Below are 18,100 nucleotides of genomic sequence, written 5' to 3'. Positions count from 1 at the left end.
CCGGTCCGGGCACGACGACGCCCGCACCACCGCCCCTCGGGCCGCGGCGCGGGCGTCGGCCGGCTCAGGGAGTGACGATCGCGAAGTCCGGGTCGCCCGGGTCGAGCACGGCGGTCAGGCGCGCGAGCACGCCCGCGTCGCCCGTGACCTCGATCCCCGCCGCCGCGAGGGCGTCCGGCGTGGCAGCGCCCGTGGCGAGCACCGGGAGCGCCGTGCTCGTGGCCGTCAGCGTCGCGTCCGCGTCGCCCCGCTGCGGCGCGGCGCTGTACGAGAGGACGCCGTTGCGCAGCCACAGCCGGTAGCGCTCGCCCGAGTCCGTGAGCACGACGTCGACCGACAGGTCCTCGTCCCACGCGCGCGGACCGTCGACCTGCACCGCGAGCGCGTCGAACAGGAGCGTCGGCGTGAGCGCGGCGAGGATGTCGGGGGCGGACGTCGCCGTCGGGGTGCCGAACGGGCCGTCGCGCAGCTCCGTCGCCCCGGACAGGAAGAAGCTGCGCCAGGTGCCGTTCTCCGCGCCGTAGCCGAGCTGCTCGTAGGTGTCGGCCAGCAGCTCGCGCGCGGCGGCGTGGTCGGGCTGGGCGAACACCACGTGGTTGAGCAGCTCGGCGACCCAGCGGTAGTCACCGGCGTCGAACGCCGACTGCGCCGTCGCGACGACGGCGTCCGCCCCGCCACCGAGCTCGACGTAGCGGCGGGCCCGCTCGACCGGCGGGTGCTCCCACAGGTGGGCCGGGTTGCCGTCGAACCAGCCCATGTAGCGCTGGTAGATCGCCTTGACGTTGTGGCTCACGGAGCCGTAGTAGCCGCGGGCGTGCCACGCGTTCTCGAGCGCGGGGGGCAGCGCGATCTGCTCCGCGATCTCCGGACCGGTGAACCCTCGGTTGAGCAGGCGCAGCGTCTGGTCGTGCAGGTAGCCGTAGAGGTCGCGCTGGAGCGAGAGGTACTCGACGATCCGCTCGGTGCCCCAGGTCGGCCAGTGGTGCGACGCGAACACGACCTCGGCCTCACCGGCGAACAGGTCGATCGACTCCGTCAGGTAGCGCGACCACACGTGCGGGTCGCGGACCACGGCCCCGCGCAACGTCAGCAGGTTGTGCAGCGTGTGGGTCGCGTCCTCGGCCGCGCACAGCGCCTTGTGGTCCGGGAACCAGACGAGCATCTCCGACGGTGCCTCGGTGTCCGGCGCCATCTGGAAGACCATGCGGACGCCGTCGACCGTCTCCTCCTGGCCGGTGGTCGTGACGAACAGGGTCGGCGGGATGAGCGTGACCGTCCCGGTCGACGTCGTCTGCCCGAGCCCGGCACCCACCTGGCCCTGCGGCCCGCGGGCGAGCGCGGCGCCGTACATGTACCCCGCGCGGCGCGCCATCGCGGTGCCCGCGTAGACGTTCTCCGCGATCGCGTGCTCCGTGAAGCCCTCGGGGGCGACGACGGGCACGCGGCCTGCGTCGACGTCCTCCTGGGTCGTGACGCCCTTGACCCCGCCGAAGTGGTCGACGTGCGAGTGGGTGTAGATGATCCCCGTGACCGGGCGGTCGCCGCGGTGCTCGCGGTAGAGCGCGAGGGCGGCGGCGGCCGTCTCGGTCGAGATCAGCGGGTCGAGGACGATCACGCCGGTCGTGCCCTCGATGAACGTCACGTTGGAGAGGTCGAACCCGCGCACCTGGTAGATGCCGCCGGTGACCTCGAACAGCCCCTGCTCGGCCACGAGCTGCGACTGCCGCCACAGGCTGGGGTTCACGGTGTCCGGGGCGTCGCCCTGGAGGAACGCGTAGGTGTCGTTGTCCCAGACGACGCGGCCGTCGTCCGCCGTCACCGCGCTCGGCTCGCGCCGGGCCACCAGGCCGCGCGTCGCGTCGTCGAAGTCCCGGGCGTCGGAGAAGGGAAGCGTCTGGAGAAGAGCAGAGTTCTGCGCGACGATCGCGGGCGTCGCTGGCTTCGGAGTCGACATGGTCGGAGCCTTGCATCGCCCTGGAGGAACCGCACCCGGAGCCCCAGGATCTGCCCGGCGGGTCGGGACGCCCGCCCCTGGGGCCTGGGACGCCGCCCGGTCGAGCCTGCGGGGACCGCTGCGGCACGTGGCGGGCCCGGCCGCGGGATGAGCGGCCCGAACGGAAGGTCGTCCCATGCAGGACAGCTCGCTCACCGCCCCGTCGCCGCTCGCCGGCGACCCGACCCGCCGCTCGCGCGGCACGACGCCCCGCGCGTGGGCCTGGACCGGCGTCGTCGCCGGGGTCCTGGGCCTGGTCTCGATCCAGTCCTCGATGGCGCTCGGCGTGAACTGGGAGGAGACCGCGGGCGACGCCGACGCGATCGTCGCCGACCTCGCGGGCCGCACGGGAACCCAGATCGTGTTCCACACCGCGACGATCGCGTGCGCGCTGCTCGTGCTCGTGTTCGCCGCGGGCCTCAAGCGCCGGCTCGACGCGCAGGCGCCCGCCGGTTCGCTCCTGCCGACCGTCGCGGGCTGGGGCCTCGTGCTCGTCTCGGTCGCCGGGCTGCTCGGTTCGGGCCTGGACACGCAGTTCCTCTTCGGCCTCGGCGACACGGCGCTCATCGTCCCCGAGTCGGGCGCGTTCTACAGCGACTGGGTCGCGACGATCCCCTGGCTGTGGGTCGGCGCGGGCGTCGCGGGCGTCGCGCTCGGCGTCGCCGCCCTGCGGCACGCGGCCGCGCCGCGCTGGATCGGCGTCGTCGGGTTCGTGCTCGGCGGGCTCGCGCTCCTCACGGGCGTGTCGCCGCTGCAGTACATGGCGGGCTTCGTCGGGCCGATCTGGCTCCTCGTCACCGCGCTCGGCTTCGCGCTCGGGGACCGGCGCTGAGCGCGACGCGCGAGATCGGCAGCACGCGGCGAGATCGGCACGTCCGGTCGAGGTCGGCGGTCCGGACCGCCGACCTCGGCACGGACCGCCGATCTCGCCGTCGGCCGCGGCCGGGTGATCTCCCGCCGGGGCCCTTCTCGCCGCGCGTGCCGCGGCCCTACCGTGGGCCCGTGGCCGACCCCGGGCCCGGCCGCGCCGGGATGCCCCGCACGGGCTGGACGATCGGCGTCCTCGCCTGGGTGCTCGGCGTGTCCGCGCTCGCGCTCCAGCTCACGTCCGGGGTGCCGCTGCTGCTGGGCGACCTGCTGTTCGTCGTCGTCGACGCGACCGTCGCCCTCGTCTACGGGACCGTCGCCGCCGTGATCCTCGTGCGGCGGCCGCACGTCGTCGGGTGGCTCGTCGCGCTCGCCGGCATCGGCGGCGGGGTCGCCGCCCTGGGCGGCGCGTGGCGCAGCTACGCGTCGACCCACCCCGGCCTGCCGCCGCTGACGCCGCTCGCGGACGCCTACGGGTGGGCGTGGGTCCCCGGGACGGTCGGGCTGTTCGTCCTCGTCCCGTGGTTCGTGCGCGGCGGGCGGCTCGGCGCGGGCGCGTGGTGCGGCGTCGCGGGCGGCGTCGCGTCCATCGCGTTCTTCTTCCTCGCCCCCACGGACGACCCGCGCCCCGCGATCGTCGGCGTCGTCGTCATGGGGCTCGTCACGGCCACCGCCACCGCGTGGCGCTGGCGCCGCGGGCCGGTCGAGGAACGCCGCGGCCTGGGTCTGCTCGCGCTCGGGACCGCGCTCATGGCGTTGTCGTTCCTCCCGCTGCTCGGCACGTGGGCCAGCCCCGACGCGCTCCTCGCGCTCCCCCTCACGCACCTCGCGTGCCAGGCGCTGTTCCCTGCCGCGATCCTCGTGTGCGTGCTGCGCAACCGGCTGTGGGGAATCGACCTCGTGCTCTCGCGCGCGACCGTCGCCGCGATGCTGGCCGTGGGCCTCGCCGTCGTCTACGCCGTGGTCGTCGTGCTCTCGACGACGGTCGTCGACGGCCCCGCCGCACAGGTCCTCGCCGCGGTCGGCGTGGCGCTCGCCGTGCAGCCCCTGCACGCGTGGCTGCGGCACCGGGTCCGCACGCTCGTCTACGGGGAGGGCAACGACCCGGGCCGCGCCGCGCTGAGCGTCGGCAGGCACCTGTCGTCGGCGTCGACCGCCGACGACCTCGTCGTCAGCCTCGCCGTCGGCGTGCGCGAGGCGCTGCGCCTCGAGAGCGTGACGATCGAGCGCGCCCCGGACCACCCGACGGAGTCCGGCGCCGTCGAGGACCTGCCCGGCCTGGCCTGGGCCGGGCCGACGTCCCGCGCGACCGGGCAGACGGCTTCGCTCCCCGTGACGCACGGCGGGCGGGTGCTCGGCCGCGTCCACGTCGTCGCCCGGGCCGGTGAGCGGCTCGACGCGCGCACCCGGGACGCGCTCGACCAGCTCCTGCCCGTGCTCGGCGCCGGACTGGCGCTCGCCCAGGGCGCGCGCGAGCTCGAGGAGGCGCGCGACGCGACGACCCGCGCCCGTCTCGCCGAGCGGCGCGTGATCCGCCGGGAGCTGCACGACGGCGTCGGGCCGTGGCTCGTCGGCCTGCGCCTGGGCCTGCAGGGGGCGCGGAACACGATCGAGACCGACCCGGCCGCTGCCGCCGCCGTGCTCGACGTGCTCGGCGCCGAGGTGGCGCAGCGCGTCGAGGACGTCCGCGCGCTCTCCCGCAGCCTCCTGCCGCCGTCGCTCGACGAGCACGGGCTGGAGGTCGCGCTCGGGGAGCTCGCGGGCCGTCAGGCGCTCGGCGGGTTCGTCGTGGACGTGCGCTGCGACCCGTGCGACGGCCTCGACCCGCGCGTCGCCGCGGCCGCCTATGCGATCGCGAGCGAGAGCGTCGTCAACGCGGCGCGGCACTCCGGCGCCGGGGAGTGCCGCCTGACCGTCCGGCTCGGCGACCGCTGCGTCGTCGTCACGTGCGAGGACGACGGGCGCGGCATCGCGCCCGACGCGACCCGCGGCGTCGGCTCCCGGTCGCTGCGCGAGCGCGCCGACGAGCTCGGCGGGCGGCTCGAGGTCACCGCCGTGCGGGCAGACGGCGAGCGCCCGGGCACGCGCGTGCGCGCGACCCTCCCGCTCGTCCCGGCCGGAGCGCTCGCGCGGGAGGGCGCGTCGTGATCCGGGTCGCGGTCGTGGACGACCATCCCGTGTTCCGGCTCGGGATGGCGGCGCTGCTGGACTCGTTCGACGGCGTCGGCGTCGTCGGGCAGGCGGCGTCCGCCGCCGAGGCGCGCACCCTGCTCGGGCTGGACCCGGGCGCGGAGACCGCGCCCGGGGCGATGCCCGACGTCGTGCTCATGGACCTCGACCTCGGGGACGGTTCGGGCGTGGACGTGACGCGCGACCTCGTGCGGGCCGACCCGGCCGCGCGCGTGCTCGTCGTGACGATGCACGAGGACGACGACGCCGTCGTCGCGGCCGTCCGCGCCGGGGCGCGCGGGTTCCTCGTGAAGTCCGCGAGCCCCGCCGAGGTCGAGCGCGCCGTCCGCGCGGTGGCCGACGGCGCGATGATCCTCTCCCCGCCCGTCGCCGACCGGGCCATGGCGTACGTCGTGGGCGGCCGCAGCGCCGCGCGCGTGCCGTTCCCGCAGCTCACCGACCGCGAGCGCGAGGTGCTCGACCTCGTCGCCGCCGGGCTCGACAACGCCTCCATCTCGCGCCGCCTCGTGCTCAGCCCCAAGACCGTGCGCAACCACGTCGCGAACGTGCTCGCCAAGCTCGCGGTCCGCGACCGCTCCGCCGCGATCGTCCGGGCCCGCGAGGAGGGCCTCGGCGCCACGAGGTAGAACCGTGGCCCCGCGAGGTAGAGCCCTGGTCCCGCGAAGTAGAGGCGTGGTCGCACGAAGGAGAACCGCAGTTCCGGGGCCCGGCACGCTCAGGCGTCGTCGTCCTGGATGACCGACAGCACGTTGCCCGCCGGGTCGGTGAACCACGCGATGAGCGGGCCGCCGCCGCGGAAGACGAAGTCGTCGTCGGTCTCGACCGGCGTCCCCGCGTACCGCTCGAACGCGACGCCGCGCTCGCGCAGGGCCGCGACGGTGCCGGGGACGTCGTCGACCGGGAAGTTGAGGACGGTGAACGACGCCGGCTCGTGCGCGTCACCCTTGGGGTAGACGAGCACGCCTGAGTCGCCGGGCACCCGGATCCACAGCAGGTCCTCGCCCTCGACCGTGAGCCCGAGCAGGTCGCCGTAGAAGTGCCGCGCCGCCTCGACGTCGTCGACCGAGAACCCGCTGAACGCCTTGCCGAGCATGTCTCCTCCTGGGGTCGCGCGGGCCGGCGGCCCGCTCTCCCCAGGGTCGACCGGCGCGGGCGCGCGCGCTCATCGGTCGAAGACCGCGGTCAGGACTCGCGACGCAGGTGCAGCAGCGGGAACGGGCGGCCCTCGTCGTCCGTCGCGGACCGCCCCGTGACCTCGAACCCCTGCGCGCGGTAGAAGCCCAGCGCGGCCGGGTTCTGCTCGTTGACGTCCAGCTCGAGCACCGGGTGGTCCCGTGCGACGTGGGCCAGCAGCGCGCGGCCGACCCCCTGCCCGTGGAGGTCCGGGTCGACGAACAGCATCTCGACGCGGTGCCCGACCGTCCCGACGAACCCCGCCACCCGGCCGTCGCGCTCCGCGACGGTCACGTCGACGGCCGCGAGGTACTCGTCGCGCACCCCGGCCTCCAGCTCGGCCACGTCGTCCGGGGTGAGGAAGTCGTGCGTGGCCTCGACGGCCCGGCGCCACACGTCCACCAGCGCGGCGGTGTCGTCGGGGCGTGCGGGGCGGAGCAGGACGGCGGTCATGTGACGAGCCTGCGGCGGTCCCTCGGGAGACTCAAGACGCTGCGCGTCCTTGCGCGGGTCTGTCGACCCAGGCCAATATAGACAGATGTCGATACAGGGTGTCCCTGACTGCCCATCGGGTTCCCCGTCCCGGTGGGCCTCGTCGAGGTGAGGTCATGACCACCGCTCCCCTGCCGATGACCGTCACGGACGCCGACTGCCCGCCGCAGGTCGAGGCGCACGCGATCGGGACCGAGGTCGCGGGCGCCGTCGCCACGACGCTCAAGGCCCTCGCCGAGCCGCTGCGGCTGCGCATGCTCTCCTTCATCGCGACCTCCGCGGCCGGCGAGGCGTGCGTGTGCGACCTCGCCTCGCTCACGGACGTCTCGCAGCCGACCGTCTCGCACCACCTGAAGGTGCTGCGCGACGTCGGGGTGCTGACGTCCGAGCGACGCGGCACCTGGGTCTGGTACCGCGTCGCGCCCGGGTACCGGACCGCGGTCACGACGCTGCTGGACTCCTTCGCCCCGGCGGCGCTCGGCGCCAGGCACGGCGCGACCGGCCTCGCCGGGCTCGACGACGTCGACGCCGCCCTCGACCACCTGGCCGAGAACCTGGCCGGGACCTTCGCCGACGTCCGGTTCGACGTCGTGCAGCGCGTGGTCCGCGAGTCGTACACCGACCTGGCCCGCTCGGCGAAGGTCTCGGCCCACCTGGTGCCCCGTACGGGACGGTTCGCCCGGCAGCGGCTGAGCGACCTGACCCGCCCCGCGGACGCGCGACCGCAGGTGCTGTTCGTCTGCGTCGCCAACGCCGGACGCTCCCAGCTCGCCGCCGCCCTGGTCCGCCGATACGCCGGCGAGAGGGTCGTGGTGCGCTCGGCCGGGTCGACCCCGGCCGCGGACGCGCACCCCGCGGTGCGTCCCGAGCTCGCCGCGCTCGGCGTCACCGAGGGCGAGGCCTATCCCAAGCCGCTGACCGACGACGCCGTCCGCGCCGCCGACGTCGTGATCACGATGGGGTGCGGAGACGTGTGCCCGGTCCTGCCCGGCACGCGGTACGAGGACTGGCTCGTGGGCGACCCCGCCCTGGCGTCCCCGGTCGGGGTCGCCGCGATCCGCGACGAGCTCGACACCCGCGTGCGCACCCTGCTCGCCGACCTCCTGCCCGACCTCGACCTGCCCGCCAGCCCGACCCTCTGATCCCGGGAGACATCACCATGACCGAGAGCTCCACCGCGAAGCCGTCCGCCCTGTTCGTGTGCGTCCACAACGCCGGCCGGTCCCAGATGGCCGCCGGCTACCTGCGCGCCCTGTCCGGCGGGGCCGTCGAGGTCCGCTCTGCCGGCTCGGCCCCGGCGGACCAGATCAACCCCGCCGCCGTCGAGGCCATGCTCGAGGAGGGCATCGACCTCCGCGCCGAGCAGCCCAAGGTCCTCACGACCGAGGCGGTCCAGGCGTCCGACGTCGTCGTCACCATGGGCTGCGGCGACGCCTGCCCGATCTTCCCCGGCAAGCGGTACGAGGACTGGGCCCTGGAGGACCCGGCCGGCCAGGGCATCGACGCCGTGCGCCCCATCCGCGACCAGATCCGCACCCGCGTGCTGACGCTCCTCGACGAGCTCGGCGTCGCCCCGGTCGCTCTGCCGCGCGGCTGAGGAGCCGGCCGCGCGCCGGTCCCACCCGGACCCGACGCGCGGCCGGGCGCTCAGCCGTGGTCCGCGTCGCCCGAACGGCCGTGCACGACGCCGGTCGCGAACCCGACACCGGCGGGTGCCCCGACCCCGAGGGTGACGAGCTGCGGCTCGGACGGCGCGGTGCCGCAGCACGACCCGCCCGCGCTCTCGCCGTCGACCTCCAGGGCCAGGTCGCTCGAGCAGACACCGGTCGCGGGAAGGTTCAGCTCGACCGCGTCCGCCGCGGCCCTGTCCCCGGCCAGTGCCGCGGCGATCGAGCGCACCTGCTCATAGCCCGTGGCGAGAAGGAACGTCGGCGCGCGGCCGTAGGACTTCATGCCGGCGAGGTAGAACCCGTCGTCCGGGTGGGCGAGCACCTGCTCCCCGTGCGGGGGCACGGTGCCGCAGGAGTGCTGGTTCGGGTCGATGAGCGGCGCCAGCGCCCGGGGCGCCTCCACGACCGGGTCCAGGTCGAGGCGCACCTCGCGCAGCATGTCCAGGTCCGGCCGGAAGCCCGTCGCGTCGACGATCTGGTGCACCTCGAGGTTCAGGGCGCCGTCCCGCGTGGTCCCCAGCACCTGGACGGTCCCGGCGCCGGGCACGAGCCGTTCGATCGAGACGCGCGTGAGCAGCGTCAGGCGCCCCGCCTCCACGGCGGCCCGCAAGCGCGTGCCGAGCAGCCCGCGGGCGGGAAGCTCGTCGTCGGAGCCGCCGCCGAACAGGCGCCGCGCGGACCCGCCGCGGATCGCCCACGTGATCGTGGTGCCCGGCTCGGACTCGGACAGCTCGACCAGGCTCAGGAGCGTGTTCGCCGCGGAGTGCCCCATCCCGACGACGAGCGTGTCCCGGCCGGCGAACCGGTCGCGCTGGGCGCCGAGCACGTCCGGCAGCGGACCGGTCAGGAACGCCGCGGACTCCACCTCGCCCACGGCGGGCAGGCCCGAGGCCCCCAGCGGGTTCGACGTCGAGAACGTGCCCGACGCGTCGACCACGGCGCGGGCCAGCACGTCGCGCACCGCGCCGTCGGCACCGACCGTCCGCACGCGGTAGGCGCGGCGGCCCCGGCCGAGCGAGCGCGTCCTGTCCGCCCCGTCGCGAGCGACGGCGAGCACCCGTGTGCCGGTGCGCAGACGCGGCGCGATCTGAGGCGTCGCGGCGAGCGGCGCGAGGTACCGCTGAACGAGCTCCCCTCCGGTCGGCAAGGCGTCCGGGTCCGGCTCGACCCAGCCCGTCGGCTCCAGCAGGCGCCGTGCCGCGGCGTCGACGTCATAGCGCCACGGCGAGAACAACCGCACGTGGCCCCACGACGCCACGGCCGCTCCAGGCCCCTCGCCCGCCTCGAGCACCACGGGCTCGAGGCCCCGCTCCAGCAGGTGCGCTGCCGCGGCCAAGCCCACCGGACCCGCCCCGATCACCACGATCGGGAGCTCGTCCCGCACCACCTCGACCATCACCACTCCTCGCATTGAAGGTTGTCGATATGAGCATCGTCGAGCACGTATCGAAGGTTGTCAATCTGTGCGACGATGGTGGGCATGACGACGACCGAACTGACCCTCGCGCCGGTCGGCGACGGCGCCGGCTGCTGCGGACCCGTCACGCAGGCCGTCGACCCCGGGACCGCGCGCGAGCTCGCCCGCACCTTCAAGGCCCTCGCGGACCCCGCCCGGGTCCAGCTCCTCGCGATCGTCGCTGCGCAGGACGGCAGCGAGGCGTGCGTGTGCGACCTCACCGAGCCGGTCGGCCTCTCCCAGCCGACCGTGAGCCACCACCTGAAGATCCTGGTCGACGCCGGTCTGCTCACCCGCGAGCAGCGCGGCCGCTGGGCGTACTACTCGCTCGTCCCCGGCGCGCTCGCCCGGCTCGCGGGCTCCCTCGCCGAGACCGCCGCCACCCGCTGACCCGACGGAACCACTCGCCTCCCGGAGGCGGCCGTGATCGACATCCCCGGCCTCCCGGTCCCCGACGCCGGCCCGATCTTCGACACCGCCCTGTTGGTGCACGTCGCGGCCGGCATCACCTCGGTGGTCGCCGGGCTCGTCGCGATGCTGTCCCGCAAGGGCGGCACCTGGCACGTCCGTGCGGGGCGCACCTTCCTCGGCGGCCTGGTCGCGCTGTTCGTCACCATGTCCGTCATGGCGGTGATCCGGTGGCCCGCGACGGTCCACCTCGCCGCGCTCGGCGCGGTCGCGCTCACGGCCGGGGTCGCCGGCTGGCGCAACCGCCGCCGACACCGGAGCGACGCCGTGCACCTCGTGCTCATGTCGGTCGCGTACGTGGCGATGCTCACCGCGTTCTACGTCGACAACGGTCCCCACCTGCCACTCTGGGAGCGTCTCCCGGACTGGTCGTTCTGGTTCCTGCCCACGCTCGTCGGGCTCCCGCTCGTCGTCGCGGCGGTGCGCCGCCGGAGGCCGCCGCCTCGTGACGCCCACCCGGGTCGCCGGGCCTCCACCCCTCCCTGACGGCCCGACGACCGCCTCTTCCCCTCCGGGACGCGCCTCGCCGCTTCGCCGCGCGTACCTCGCGTCCACTCCCTACGCTCGGCGTGTCGGTCGCGCTCGTTCGTCGCACGGCCGGCGCCGACGGCCGTGCGACGAACGAGGAGCGCCCATGACCGAGGTGACGGGATCGATCGAGCAGGCCACCCCGCGGTCGGGTTGGCAGCGGTTCTGGGACCGCGGCGGGTGGTGGCGCGCGTTCCTCTTCGCGGTGCTCTACATCGCGGTGTATCTCGGCATCGGGTGGCTCGTGGGCGCCACGGGCCTGGGTCCGGACCGCGCCGAGGAGCTCCTCGACTCGTCCGGCTCCGTGTTCTTCGGGCTGCTCCTGCCGATCCTCGTCATGAGCCTGCTGCTCGTCGCCTTCCTGTCCACGATGCGCTGGCGGCGCGAGGTGTTCGGCCCGCAACCGATCGCGGGACGTCCCTGGATGTGGGTCGCGGTCGTCCTGGTGCTCGTCCCGATCGTGCTGCACGTCGCGGGCACGAGCTGGTCGTCGTACGACGTCACGGTGATCCTCACCGTCTTCGCGCTCGGCCTGTGCATCGGGTTCGCCGAGGAGGTCCTGACGCGCGGCGTCGCGGTCACGATGCTCCGCCGGGCTGGCTACGGCGAGAAGGCCGTGATGGTGCTGTCGTCGGTCCTCTTCGGGCTCCTGCACGCGTCGAACCTCGTCTCGGGGCAGAACCTCCTGACCGTGGGTACGACGGTCGTCTTCGCGTTCGGGTTCGGCACCATGATGTACCTCTCGATGCGCGTCACCGGCAGCATCGTGCCCGCCATCTTGCTGCACGCCGCGACCGACCCCACGACGATGCTCGCGACGGGCGGCGTCGACACGCACGGCGCGAACGCCGGTTCCGAGGCGCTCGTCGCGTTCGCCGGGACGTTCAACGCCGTCTTCGTCGCCATGGCGGTCCTGGCGATCTTCCTCGTCTCTGGACGCGTGGGGACGCCTGCGGGGGCGAGGAGCTGAGACGCGACCGTCAGGACCGACGGCGCAGCGCGATCACCGGCCCGGAGAACAGCGCGATGCCGAGCATGAACCCGACGTCGTACCAGTTCCCGTTGTTGTCGACCTCGTAGATACTCACGGTGTCCGTGAAGAGCGACACGATGAACGTGATCGGCAGGATCATGCCCTGCCACAGCCCCCACCAGAACCCGTAGCCGCCGGGGCTCGCGGCGACGTTCGGCCCGGCCGCGCACGCCCCGAGGAGCAGGATCACCGCGAGGGCGAGAGCCGCACCGGCTCCTCGTCGCGTCGTCGTGGACATGACACTCACCTCCGTGCAGCAGTCGACGGCACCAGTGAACCGCGTGCGTCGCCCGACGGCGCGGGCAGGACCGTGGCACCACCGCGGGCCGGGTGTCGGGGCCGTGCGGCAGGATGGCGGCATGACGCAGAGCACGGACGACGGCGCCCCCTCGAGCACCCCCGCGACGGCGGGCGGCGAGCTCATGCTGCTCGACACCGCGAGCCTGTACTTCCGCGCGTTCTTCGGGGTGCCCGACTCGATCAAGGCCCCCGACGGCACGCCTGTGAACGCGGTGCGCGGCCTGCTCGACATGATCGCGACGCTCGTCACGGACCGTCGCCCGTCGCGCCTCGTCGCGTGCTGGGACGTCGACTGGCGCCCGGCATTCCGCGTCGAGGCCATCCCGACCTACAAGGCGCACCGCGTCGCCGAGAAGGTGCCCGGGACCACGGGGGTCGAGGAGGTCCCGGAGAAGCTGGTCGCGCAGGTCCCGGTGATCGTCGACGTGCTCGCGGCGCTGGGGATCGCGCGCGTCGGCGCGCCGGGCTACGAGGCCGACGACGTCATCGGCACGCTCACCGCGCGCGAGGTCGCGCGGCGCGCGGCCGAGGGGACGGCGCCGGACCCGTCGGGACGTGCCGCCGTCGAGGTCGTCACCGGCGACCGCGACCTGTTCCAGCTCGTCGACGACGCCGCGGGCGTGCGCATCCTCTACCCGACGAAGGGTGTGCGGAACCTCGACGTCGTCGACCAGGCACGCCTCGCCGAGCGGTACGGGATCACGACCGGCGCGGCGTACGCGGACATGGCGGTGCTGCGCGGCGACCCGAGCGACGGCCTGCCGGGGGTGCCCGGCATCGGGGAGAAGACCGCGGTCGCGCTGCTCGCGAAGTTCGGCGACCTCGCGGGCGTGCTCACCGCGCGCGAGGCGGGCGACCCCGGCCTGACGGCGACGCAGCGCCGTCGGCTCACCGAGGCGGCCCCCTACCTGGAGGTCGCCCCGCTCGTGGTGCGCGTCGCCCCGGACGCGCCCGTCGGGGAGTTCCACGACGCGCTCCCCACGGCCCCCGCGGACCCCGACGCGCTCGCGGAGCTCACCGAGCGGTGGGGCCTCGGGACGTCGGTCCGGCGCCTGCTGGACGTCCTGGGCCGCTGAGGCTGCCGTCGCGGCCGCGTCGCGCACGACGCGGCCGCGCTGCTCACTTCGCCGCGGCGGCCGCCTCGGCGAGCTGCGGGACGTACTGGTCGAGCATCCACGGGATGGAGAGCACGGTCGGGGCGCTGCTCGCCATGACGAACGACTCGCCGACGATCGGGGCGAACCGGCCCTGCTGCACGGACTCCATCGCGCCGACGGACGGCAGCGCCGTGAAGGCGTCGACCTCGTCCTGGCTGCCGAAGTACATGACGAGGACGTCGGTCTCGATCTCGCCGAGGCGCTCCTCGCTGAGCCCGTAGAAGTACGTGCCGTCGTCGGGCGACGCGTCGAGCTCGGCGACGCTCTGGCTGAGCGTCATGCCCATGTCCTCGAGCAGGTCGACGCGCGGGTCGTCCGCCCGGAAGACGTTGAGCGTGCCCGGGGTGTTGGCGGCCGCGTAGACGAACGTGGTGCCGTCGAGCTCCGGGTGCTCGCCGGCGAGGGAGGAGACGTACTCGTCGGTCTCGGCCTGGAGCGCCGCCGCCTCGTCGCTCTTGCCGAGCGCCGTCCCGACGATCTCGAGCTGGTCCTGCCACGGCAGCGCCCACGGCTGGTCCGGGTACGCGACGACCGGCGCGACCTCGGACAGCCGGTCGAACTCCTCCTGCGTGATGCCGGAGTAGGGCGCGAGGACGACGTCGGGCTGGGCGGCGGCGATCTCCTCGAACGGGACCTCGCCCGTGTCCGATCCGGACAGCAGGGTCGGCGTCTCCCCGCCGAGCTCGTCGATCGCGTCCTCGTCCCACGGCAGGATCCCGGCCTCGCCGCCGCCGTAGTCGTTGCGCGGCATCGCGACGGGGACGACCCCGAGCGCGAGGACCGCGTCCTGCGTCGACCAGCCCCAGGTCACGACCCGCTCGGGCTGCTCGGGGATGACGGCGTCGCCCAGGGCGCTCTCGATCGTCACCGGGAAGGCGCCGTCCACGGCCGGGGTCGTGGACGCGTCGTCAGCGGCGGCGCCGTCGTCGGCCCCCGCGGAGCAGCCGGCGAGCACGAGCGCGCCGAGCGCGAGGGTGGCCATCGCGGCGGCGCGGCGCGCGGTGGAGGACGTCGGACGACGCATGGACTCTCCCAGGGGAACGGTGGCGCCGCCGGGCACGGCGGCAGAGCAAGGTAAGGCTAGCCTCATCCCTGACCCATCGAGGACGAGCGGCCCGTGCGATGGCTCACAGCGGGCAGACTGGGGGCGCCGCCGGGCGCCCCCGCCGGCACACCCGACCCGCCAGGAGGCGACCCGTGGCCCTCGTCCGCTGCTCCTTCTACTCCGACGTGCTCGAGGTGAGCACGACGATGACCGTCGTGCTCCCGCAGGCCACGACGACCCAGATCGGGATGACCGGGTCCGCGAGCGCCCGCACCGAGGGCGCACCGGTGCTGTACCTGCTGCACGGCATGAGCGACGACGAGACGATCTGGACGCGCCGGACGTCGATCGAGCGGTACGTCGCCGACCGGGGGCTCGCCGTCGTCATGCCGCGTGTGGAGCGCAGCTTCTACGCCGACGAGGTGCACGGGCACCGGTACTGGACGTTCCTGTCGGAGGAGCTGCCGAGCCTGGTCGGCCAGTTCTTCCGGGTGTCGTCGCGCCGCGAGGACTCGTTCGTCGCGGGCCTGTCGATGGGCGGCTACGGCGCGTTCCGGTGGGCGCTGCGCCATCCCGAGCGGTTCGCGGCGGCGGCGAGCCTGTCCGGGGTCCTCGACCTCGCCGACGAGTCGTACCCCGGGCGCCGGCTGCCGGACATCGAGCGCGTGTTCGGCGACCGCGAGATCGCGGGCTCGGACGACGACCTGCTCGCGCTCCTGCGCCGGGCCGCCGCCGAGGGGCGCACCGCGGACCTGCCGGACCTGTTCCTCGCGTGCGGGACGGAGGACTTCCTCGTCGACGGCAACCGGGCGTTCGAGCAGGTCGCGCGCGAGTCCGGCGTCGCGCTGCGGTCGGAGTTCTCGCCCGGCACGCACGAGTGGGGCTTCTGGGACCGCACGATCCAGGACGTCCTCGACTGGCTGCCGCTGCCGGGGACGCCACGAACCTGACGTCGCGCCCTCTCTACCCCTCGGGGCACGTGTCACACACCGTGCCCGCGCCTCGTCGTGTGGGTGAGCGCACCTACTGTCGGAAGGCGCGCACACCGCGACGAAGGGGACCACCACCATGACCACCTCTGCCACCACGCTCCCGCCCACCGAGGTCACCGCGCTGCGCGACCGCGTCACGGGCCGCGTCCTCGCCCGGGGCGACCTGCCCGACGGCGGCCCCACCGCCGCGGAGGCCGTCGCCGCCCACAGCACGCTCGTCGTGCACGACCCCGACCTCGCGGTGCTCGCCGCGACGGAGGCCGACGTCGTGGAGGCGGTCCGGTTCGCGTCCCACCACGGGCTGCGGGTGCGCGCCCATGCGACGGGCCACGGCGCGGCCTCGCCCGTCACGGACGGCCTGGTCCTCGGCACGAGCGACCTCGCGGGCGTCGAGATCGACCCGGGGACACGGGTCGCCCGCATCGCCGCGGGCACGCGCTGGAAGTCCGTGGTCGAGGCGGCGGCGGAGCACGGCCTGCTCCCCGTCACGGGGTCGTCCACGGGCGTCGGCGTCGTCGGGTACACGCTCGGGGGTGGCTTCGGCCCGCTCACGCGCAGCCACGGGCTCACGACGGACTGGGTCCGGGGCTTCCGGGTGGTGCTGGCCGACGGCTCGGTCGTCGAGGCGAGCGCGCACTCCGAGCCGGACCTGTTCTGGGCGCTGCGCGGCGGCAAGGGCGGTCTGGGCGTGGTGACGCGGATCGACGTCGAGCTCGCGCCGCTGCGCACCCTGTACGCCGGGTCGCTCACGTTCGACGCCTCGCACATCGAGGACGTGCTGCGCGGCTGGGTCGCCTGGACCGCGACCGCGCCCGACGACGTCACGACGTCGGCCGTCGTGCTCGCCCTCCCGGACCTGCCGTTCATCCCGGAGCACCTGCGCGGTCGCACGGTGCTCACCCTGCGCTTCGCCTACCCGGGCGACGCCGCGGAGGGCGAGCGCCTGGCCGCGCCGCTGCGGGCGCTCGCCCCGGTCATGGCCGACGCGGTCGGGGAGATCCCGACGACCGCCGTCGCGACGATCCACAACGACCCCGAGGACGCCGGCCCGTCGTGGGTCTACGGCGCCGGCCTGCGGGAGGTGGACGGGGCGTTCCTCGACCGGTTCCTCGCCGAGCTCGGGCCGGGCAGCGGGTCCCCGTTCGTCGCGGCCGAGCTGCGGCACGTCGGCGCGGCCGGCGCCCGCGACGTCGACGGCGGGTCCGCCGCGGGCGGGCGGACGGCCGGGTTCCTGTTCAGCCTGGTCGGGGTGAACCCGCCGCGCGTGCCGGACATGATCGAGACGGCAGCCACGTTCGCGCAGTGGTCGCAGCCGTGGGCCGCGACGGAGACGAACATCAACTTCCTGCCCGGTCCCTGGACGGACGAGACGCTCGCGCGGGCCTGGTCGCCGGAGACGGCGGCGCGGCTCGCGTCGGTCCGGTCTGCCTACGACCCGACGGGCCTCTTCGCCTGGCGGGTCTGACCTCGCCGCCTCCCCCGGCGCCCGGGGGAGGCGCCCCGGCCCGTGCCGGTCACACCGCGAAGAGCGTGGTGAGCCGCGGGAGGCGACGCGCGTTCTCCTCGTCGTCGTCGAAGTCCCACTGCTCGCCGGCGGGCTCGGCGAGGGCGTGGCCCGACGACGTCCGCTCCCGGGCCGCGTAGTACGCCTCGTCGTCCTCGCCGGTTGCGCGGGACCACGCGTCCCCCACGAGCGAGTCCAGCGACTCGAACCCCAACCAGGGCGACCCGCCGTCGGCCATCGCGGCGACGACGGGGTGGTCGGCGAGGGAGTCCGGGTCGGCGACCGCACGCTCGAACGACGCACGACCCGCGAGGACGAGCCCGTCGCGGAAGTCCATGAAGCCGTCGTCGCTGCACCCGCCTTCGACGAGGTACGCCGCTCCCCACACCGGCCACGCGTAGGCGTCGCGCGCCACGGCACCGGCGACGTCGGCGAACGCGAGGATCTCGTCCGGGCTCAGCCGCTCGACGAGCAGGTCGGTCAGGACGCCGGGCAGCGGGTCGTCCTCGGCGCCGCGGTCGTCCGCACCCGCGCCCGCCCGGTCACGCGCGGCGTCGACGATCTCCCAGAAGGTCTCTCGATCCATGGCCCGGACGGTACGGCCGGTCACCCACAGACGCTGGTCCCCGGTGGCGCCGGTGGTCCGGACCTGGGTCTACGAGACCGTGCGGTCCCCGGTGCGGCGGACCCAGCGGCGCTGCCACGGCGTCTCGACCGCGCGGGGCCGGTAGTGCGCGCGGACCCAGGCGACGGCGTCGTCGGGACGGACGCCGCCCCAGACCGCGAGGAGCGCGAGCGCCGTGCCGGTGCGGCCGGTCCCACCCCCGCAGGCGACCTCCACGCGCTCGTCGGCCGCCCGCTCGTACGCCTCGCGCAGCACCGCGACGGCGTCCGGCGTGGACCGCGGCAGCGCGAAGTCCGGCCACCGGACCCAGCGCGACTCCCAGGGCTGCGACGGCGGCCGCCTTCCGGTGAGGTAGACGCCGAGCTCCGGCTCGTCGCCCGGCCCGGGCGTCCCCGAGCGCAGCCCGCGACCCCGCACGCGCCGCCCGTCGGGCAGCTCGACGACGCCGTCGCCCCGCTCCCACGCACCCATGTGCCCCTCCTCGCCGACGAGGGTGCTCACCGACGCGAGGACCCCTTCTGGTACGGCCCGATCACGGCCTCGATCCCGGGCCACCGGTCTCGGAGACCGTAGCCGAGCAGGACGAGAGTGGTGCTCCCGACGCGAG

19 protein-coding genes are annotated in these 18,100 nt (G+C 75.0%); 11 read left to right on the top strand and 8 right to left on the bottom strand.

Annotated features, from left to right (window positions below):
- Window positions 1-64: 64 nt before the first annotated feature.
- Entirely contained in the window at window positions 65-1,954 is a 1,890-nt protein-coding gene (locus tag A0J59_RS13345; RefSeq protein ID WP_064316423.1) for an alkyl/aryl-sulfatase, read from the bottom strand.
- A 175-nt stretch (window positions 1,955-2,129) separates the two neighbouring features.
- Here A0J59_RS13345 and A0J59_RS13340 point away from each other — a divergent pair, with 175 nt between their 5' ends.
- From A0J59_RS13340 to A0J59_RS13330, 3 genes are all read left to right on the top strand, one after another.
- Entirely contained in the window at window positions 2,130-2,825 is a 696-nt protein-coding gene (locus A0J59_RS13340) for a hypothetical protein (RefSeq protein WP_047231734.1), read from the top strand.
- A 170-nt stretch (window positions 2,826-2,995) separates the two neighbouring features.
- Window positions 2,996-5,008 (top strand): histidine kinase, encoded by a 2,013-nt coding sequence (locus A0J59_RS13335; protein ID WP_156533019.1) that lies wholly within the window; start codon window positions 2,996-2,998, stop codon window positions 5,006-5,008.
- Entirely contained in the window at window positions 5,005-5,676 is a 672-nt protein-coding gene (locus A0J59_RS13330) for a response regulator transcription factor (protein WP_064316422.1), read from the top strand. The genes A0J59_RS13335 and A0J59_RS13330 overlap by 4 nt, the downstream gene beginning before the upstream one ends.
- Before the next feature lie 89 nt (window positions 5,677-5,765).
- Here the strand turns inward: A0J59_RS13330 and A0J59_RS13325 are convergent, their stop codons facing one another.
- Both A0J59_RS13325 and A0J59_RS13320 read right to left on the bottom strand, forming a co-directional pair.
- Window positions 5,766-6,143, bottom strand: coding sequence for a VOC family protein (locus A0J59_RS13325; RefSeq protein WP_064316421.1), 378 nt, complete (start codon window positions 6,141-6,143; stop codon window positions 5,766-5,768).
- Window positions 6,144-6,232: 89 nt separating this feature from the next.
- Window positions 6,233-6,676 carry an acetyltransferase gene (locus A0J59_RS13320; RefSeq protein WP_064316420.1) on the bottom strand — a complete coding sequence of 148 codons (444 nt, stop codon included), beginning with the start codon at window positions 6,674-6,676 and terminating at the stop codon, window positions 6,233-6,235.
- A 155-nt stretch (window positions 6,677-6,831) separates the two neighbouring features.
- On the opposite strand from A0J59_RS13320, the gene A0J59_RS13315 reads away from it, so the two are divergent.
- Window positions 6,832-7,857 carry a metalloregulator ArsR/SmtB family transcription factor gene (locus A0J59_RS13315; RefSeq protein ID WP_064316419.1) on the top strand — a complete coding sequence of 342 codons (1,026 nt, stop codon included), beginning with the start codon at window positions 6,832-6,834 and terminating at the stop codon, window positions 7,855-7,857.
- A 17-nt stretch (window positions 7,858-7,874) separates the two neighbouring features.
- Window positions 7,875-8,312, top strand: coding sequence for an arsenate reductase ArsC (locus A0J59_RS13310; RefSeq protein ID WP_064316418.1), 438 nt, complete (start codon window positions 7,875-7,877; stop codon window positions 8,310-8,312).
- Between the two features lie 50 nt (window positions 8,313-8,362).
- Here the strand turns inward: A0J59_RS13310 and A0J59_RS13305 are convergent, their stop codons facing one another.
- Window positions 8,363-9,781, bottom strand: coding sequence for an FAD-dependent oxidoreductase (locus tag A0J59_RS13305; RefSeq protein WP_064316417.1), 1,419 nt, complete (start codon window positions 9,779-9,781; stop codon window positions 8,363-8,365).
- An 84-nt stretch (window positions 9,782-9,865) separates the two neighbouring features.
- Between A0J59_RS13305 and A0J59_RS13300 the strand changes: the two genes are divergently transcribed.
- From A0J59_RS13300 to A0J59_RS13290, 3 genes are all read left to right on the top strand, one after another.
- Window positions 9,866-10,231 carry a metalloregulator ArsR/SmtB family transcription factor gene (locus tag A0J59_RS13300; protein WP_220084481.1) on the top strand — a complete coding sequence of 122 codons (366 nt, stop codon included), beginning with the start codon at window positions 9,866-9,868 and terminating at the stop codon, window positions 10,229-10,231.
- Between the two features lie 33 nt (window positions 10,232-10,264).
- Window positions 10,265-10,795: a hypothetical protein gene (locus tag A0J59_RS13295; RefSeq protein WP_064316415.1), complete on the top strand. Its 531-nt coding sequence runs from the start codon at window positions 10,265-10,267 to the stop codon at window positions 10,793-10,795.
- Between the two features lie 148 nt (window positions 10,796-10,943).
- The gene (locus A0J59_RS13290) at window positions 10,944-11,807 is read left to right on the top strand and encodes a CPBP family intramembrane glutamic endopeptidase (RefSeq protein ID WP_082919022.1); all 864 of its coding nucleotides are present in this window, start codon (window positions 10,944-10,946) and stop codon (window positions 11,805-11,807) included.
- Between the two features lie 10 nt (window positions 11,808-11,817).
- Here the strand turns inward: A0J59_RS13290 and A0J59_RS13285 are convergent, their stop codons facing one another.
- The gene (locus A0J59_RS13285) at window positions 11,818-12,108 is read right to left on the bottom strand and encodes a hypothetical protein (RefSeq protein WP_064316414.1); all 291 of its coding nucleotides are present in this window, start codon (window positions 12,106-12,108) and stop codon (window positions 11,818-11,820) included.
- A gap of 121 nt (window positions 12,109-12,229) precedes the next feature.
- Here A0J59_RS13285 and A0J59_RS13280 point away from each other — a divergent pair, with 121 nt between their 5' ends.
- Entirely contained in the window at window positions 12,230-13,246 is a 1,017-nt protein-coding gene (locus A0J59_RS13280; RefSeq protein ID WP_255365206.1) for a 5'-3' exonuclease H3TH domain-containing protein, read from the top strand.
- A 43-nt stretch (window positions 13,247-13,289) separates the two neighbouring features.
- Here A0J59_RS13280 and A0J59_RS13275 read toward each other — a convergent pair whose 3' ends face one another.
- Window positions 13,290-14,351 carry an ABC transporter substrate-binding protein gene (locus A0J59_RS13275; protein WP_064316413.1) on the bottom strand — a complete coding sequence of 354 codons (1,062 nt, stop codon included), beginning with the start codon at window positions 14,349-14,351 and terminating at the stop codon, window positions 13,290-13,292.
- Between the two features lie 173 nt (window positions 14,352-14,524).
- Here A0J59_RS13275 and A0J59_RS13270 point away from each other — a divergent pair, with 173 nt between their 5' ends.
- Both A0J59_RS13270 and A0J59_RS13265 read left to right on the top strand, forming a co-directional pair.
- Window positions 14,525-15,322, top strand: a complete 798-nt coding sequence (locus A0J59_RS13270) for an alpha/beta hydrolase family protein (RefSeq protein ID WP_064316412.1) — start codon at window positions 14,525-14,527, stop codon at window positions 15,320-15,322.
- Between the two features lie 118 nt (window positions 15,323-15,440).
- Complete coding sequence (locus A0J59_RS13265) at window positions 15,441-16,829, top strand: FAD-binding oxidoreductase (protein ID WP_064316411.1); 1,389 nt, start codon at window positions 15,441-15,443, stop codon at window positions 16,827-16,829.
- Between the two features lie 49 nt (window positions 16,830-16,878).
- Here A0J59_RS13265 and A0J59_RS13260 read toward each other — a convergent pair whose 3' ends face one another.
- Together A0J59_RS13260 and A0J59_RS13255 are read right to left on the bottom strand one after the other, a co-directional pair.
- Window positions 16,879-17,454, bottom strand: a complete 576-nt coding sequence (locus tag A0J59_RS13260) for a DUF4240 domain-containing protein (protein WP_064316410.1) — start codon at window positions 17,452-17,454, stop codon at window positions 16,879-16,881.
- Window positions 17,455-17,523: 69 nt separating this feature from the next.
- Complete coding sequence (locus A0J59_RS13255) at window positions 17,524-17,994, bottom strand: protein-tyrosine phosphatase family protein (protein ID WP_255365205.1); 471 nt, start codon at window positions 17,992-17,994, stop codon at window positions 17,524-17,526.
- Window positions 17,995-18,100: the final 106 nt, after the last annotated feature.

Source organism: Cellulosimicrobium sp. I38E (assembly GCF_001647255.1).
Taxonomy (GTDB): Bacteria; Actinomycetota; Actinomycetes; order Actinomycetales; family Cellulomonadaceae; genus Cellulosimicrobium; species Cellulosimicrobium cellulans_E.
Note: the sequence above shows the minus strand (reverse complement) of the source record. Positions and strands in the feature narration are given on the sequence as shown.

What these genes read in the sequence shown, in the direction of transcription:
- A0J59_RS13265 (WP_064316411.1), top strand. Translation starts at nt 15,441, where the DNA reads ATGACCACCTCTGCCACCACGCTCCCGCCCACCGAGGTCACCGCGCTG.
- A0J59_RS13345 (WP_064316423.1), bottom strand. Translation starts at nt 1,954, where the DNA reads ATGTCGACTCCGAAGCCAGCGACGCCCGCGATCGTCGCGCAGAACTCT.
- A0J59_RS13305 (WP_064316417.1), bottom strand. Translation starts at nt 9,781, where the DNA reads ATGGTCGAGGTGGTGCGGGACGAGCTCCCGATCGTGGTGATCGGGGCG.
- A0J59_RS13275 (WP_064316413.1), bottom strand. Translation starts at nt 14,351, where the DNA reads ATGCGTCGTCCGACGTCCTCCACCGCGCGCCGCGCCGCCGCGATGGCC.
- A0J59_RS13300 (WP_220084481.1), top strand. Translation starts at nt 9,866, where the DNA reads ATGACGACGACCGAACTGACCCTCGCGCCGGTCGGCGACGGCGCCGGC.
- A0J59_RS13285 (WP_064316414.1), bottom strand. Translation starts at nt 12,108, where the DNA reads ATGTCCACGACGACGCGACGAGGAGCCGGTGCGGCTCTCGCCCTCGCG.
- A0J59_RS13310 (WP_064316418.1), top strand. Translation starts at nt 7,875, where the DNA reads ATGACCGAGAGCTCCACCGCGAAGCCGTCCGCCCTGTTCGTGTGCGTC.
- A0J59_RS13260 (WP_064316410.1), bottom strand. Translation starts at nt 17,454, where the DNA reads ATGGATCGAGAGACCTTCTGGGAGATCGTCGACGCCGCGCGTGACCGG.
- A0J59_RS13340 (WP_047231734.1), top strand. Translation starts at nt 2,130, where the DNA reads ATGCAGGACAGCTCGCTCACCGCCCCGTCGCCGCTCGCCGGCGACCCG.
- A0J59_RS13280 (WP_255365206.1), top strand. Translation starts at nt 12,230, where the DNA reads ATGACGCAGAGCACGGACGACGGCGCCCCCTCGAGCACCCCCGCGACG.
- A0J59_RS13320 (WP_064316420.1), bottom strand. Translation starts at nt 6,676, where the DNA reads ATGACCGCCGTCCTGCTCCGCCCCGCACGCCCCGACGACACCGCCGCG.
- A0J59_RS13325 (WP_064316421.1), bottom strand. Translation starts at nt 6,143, where the DNA reads ATGCTCGGCAAGGCGTTCAGCGGGTTCTCGGTCGACGACGTCGAGGCG.
- A0J59_RS13315 (WP_064316419.1), top strand. Translation starts at nt 6,832, where the DNA reads ATGACCACCGCTCCCCTGCCGATGACCGTCACGGACGCCGACTGCCCG.
- A0J59_RS13290 (WP_082919022.1), top strand. Translation starts at nt 10,944, where the DNA reads ATGACCGAGGTGACGGGATCGATCGAGCAGGCCACCCCGCGGTCGGGT.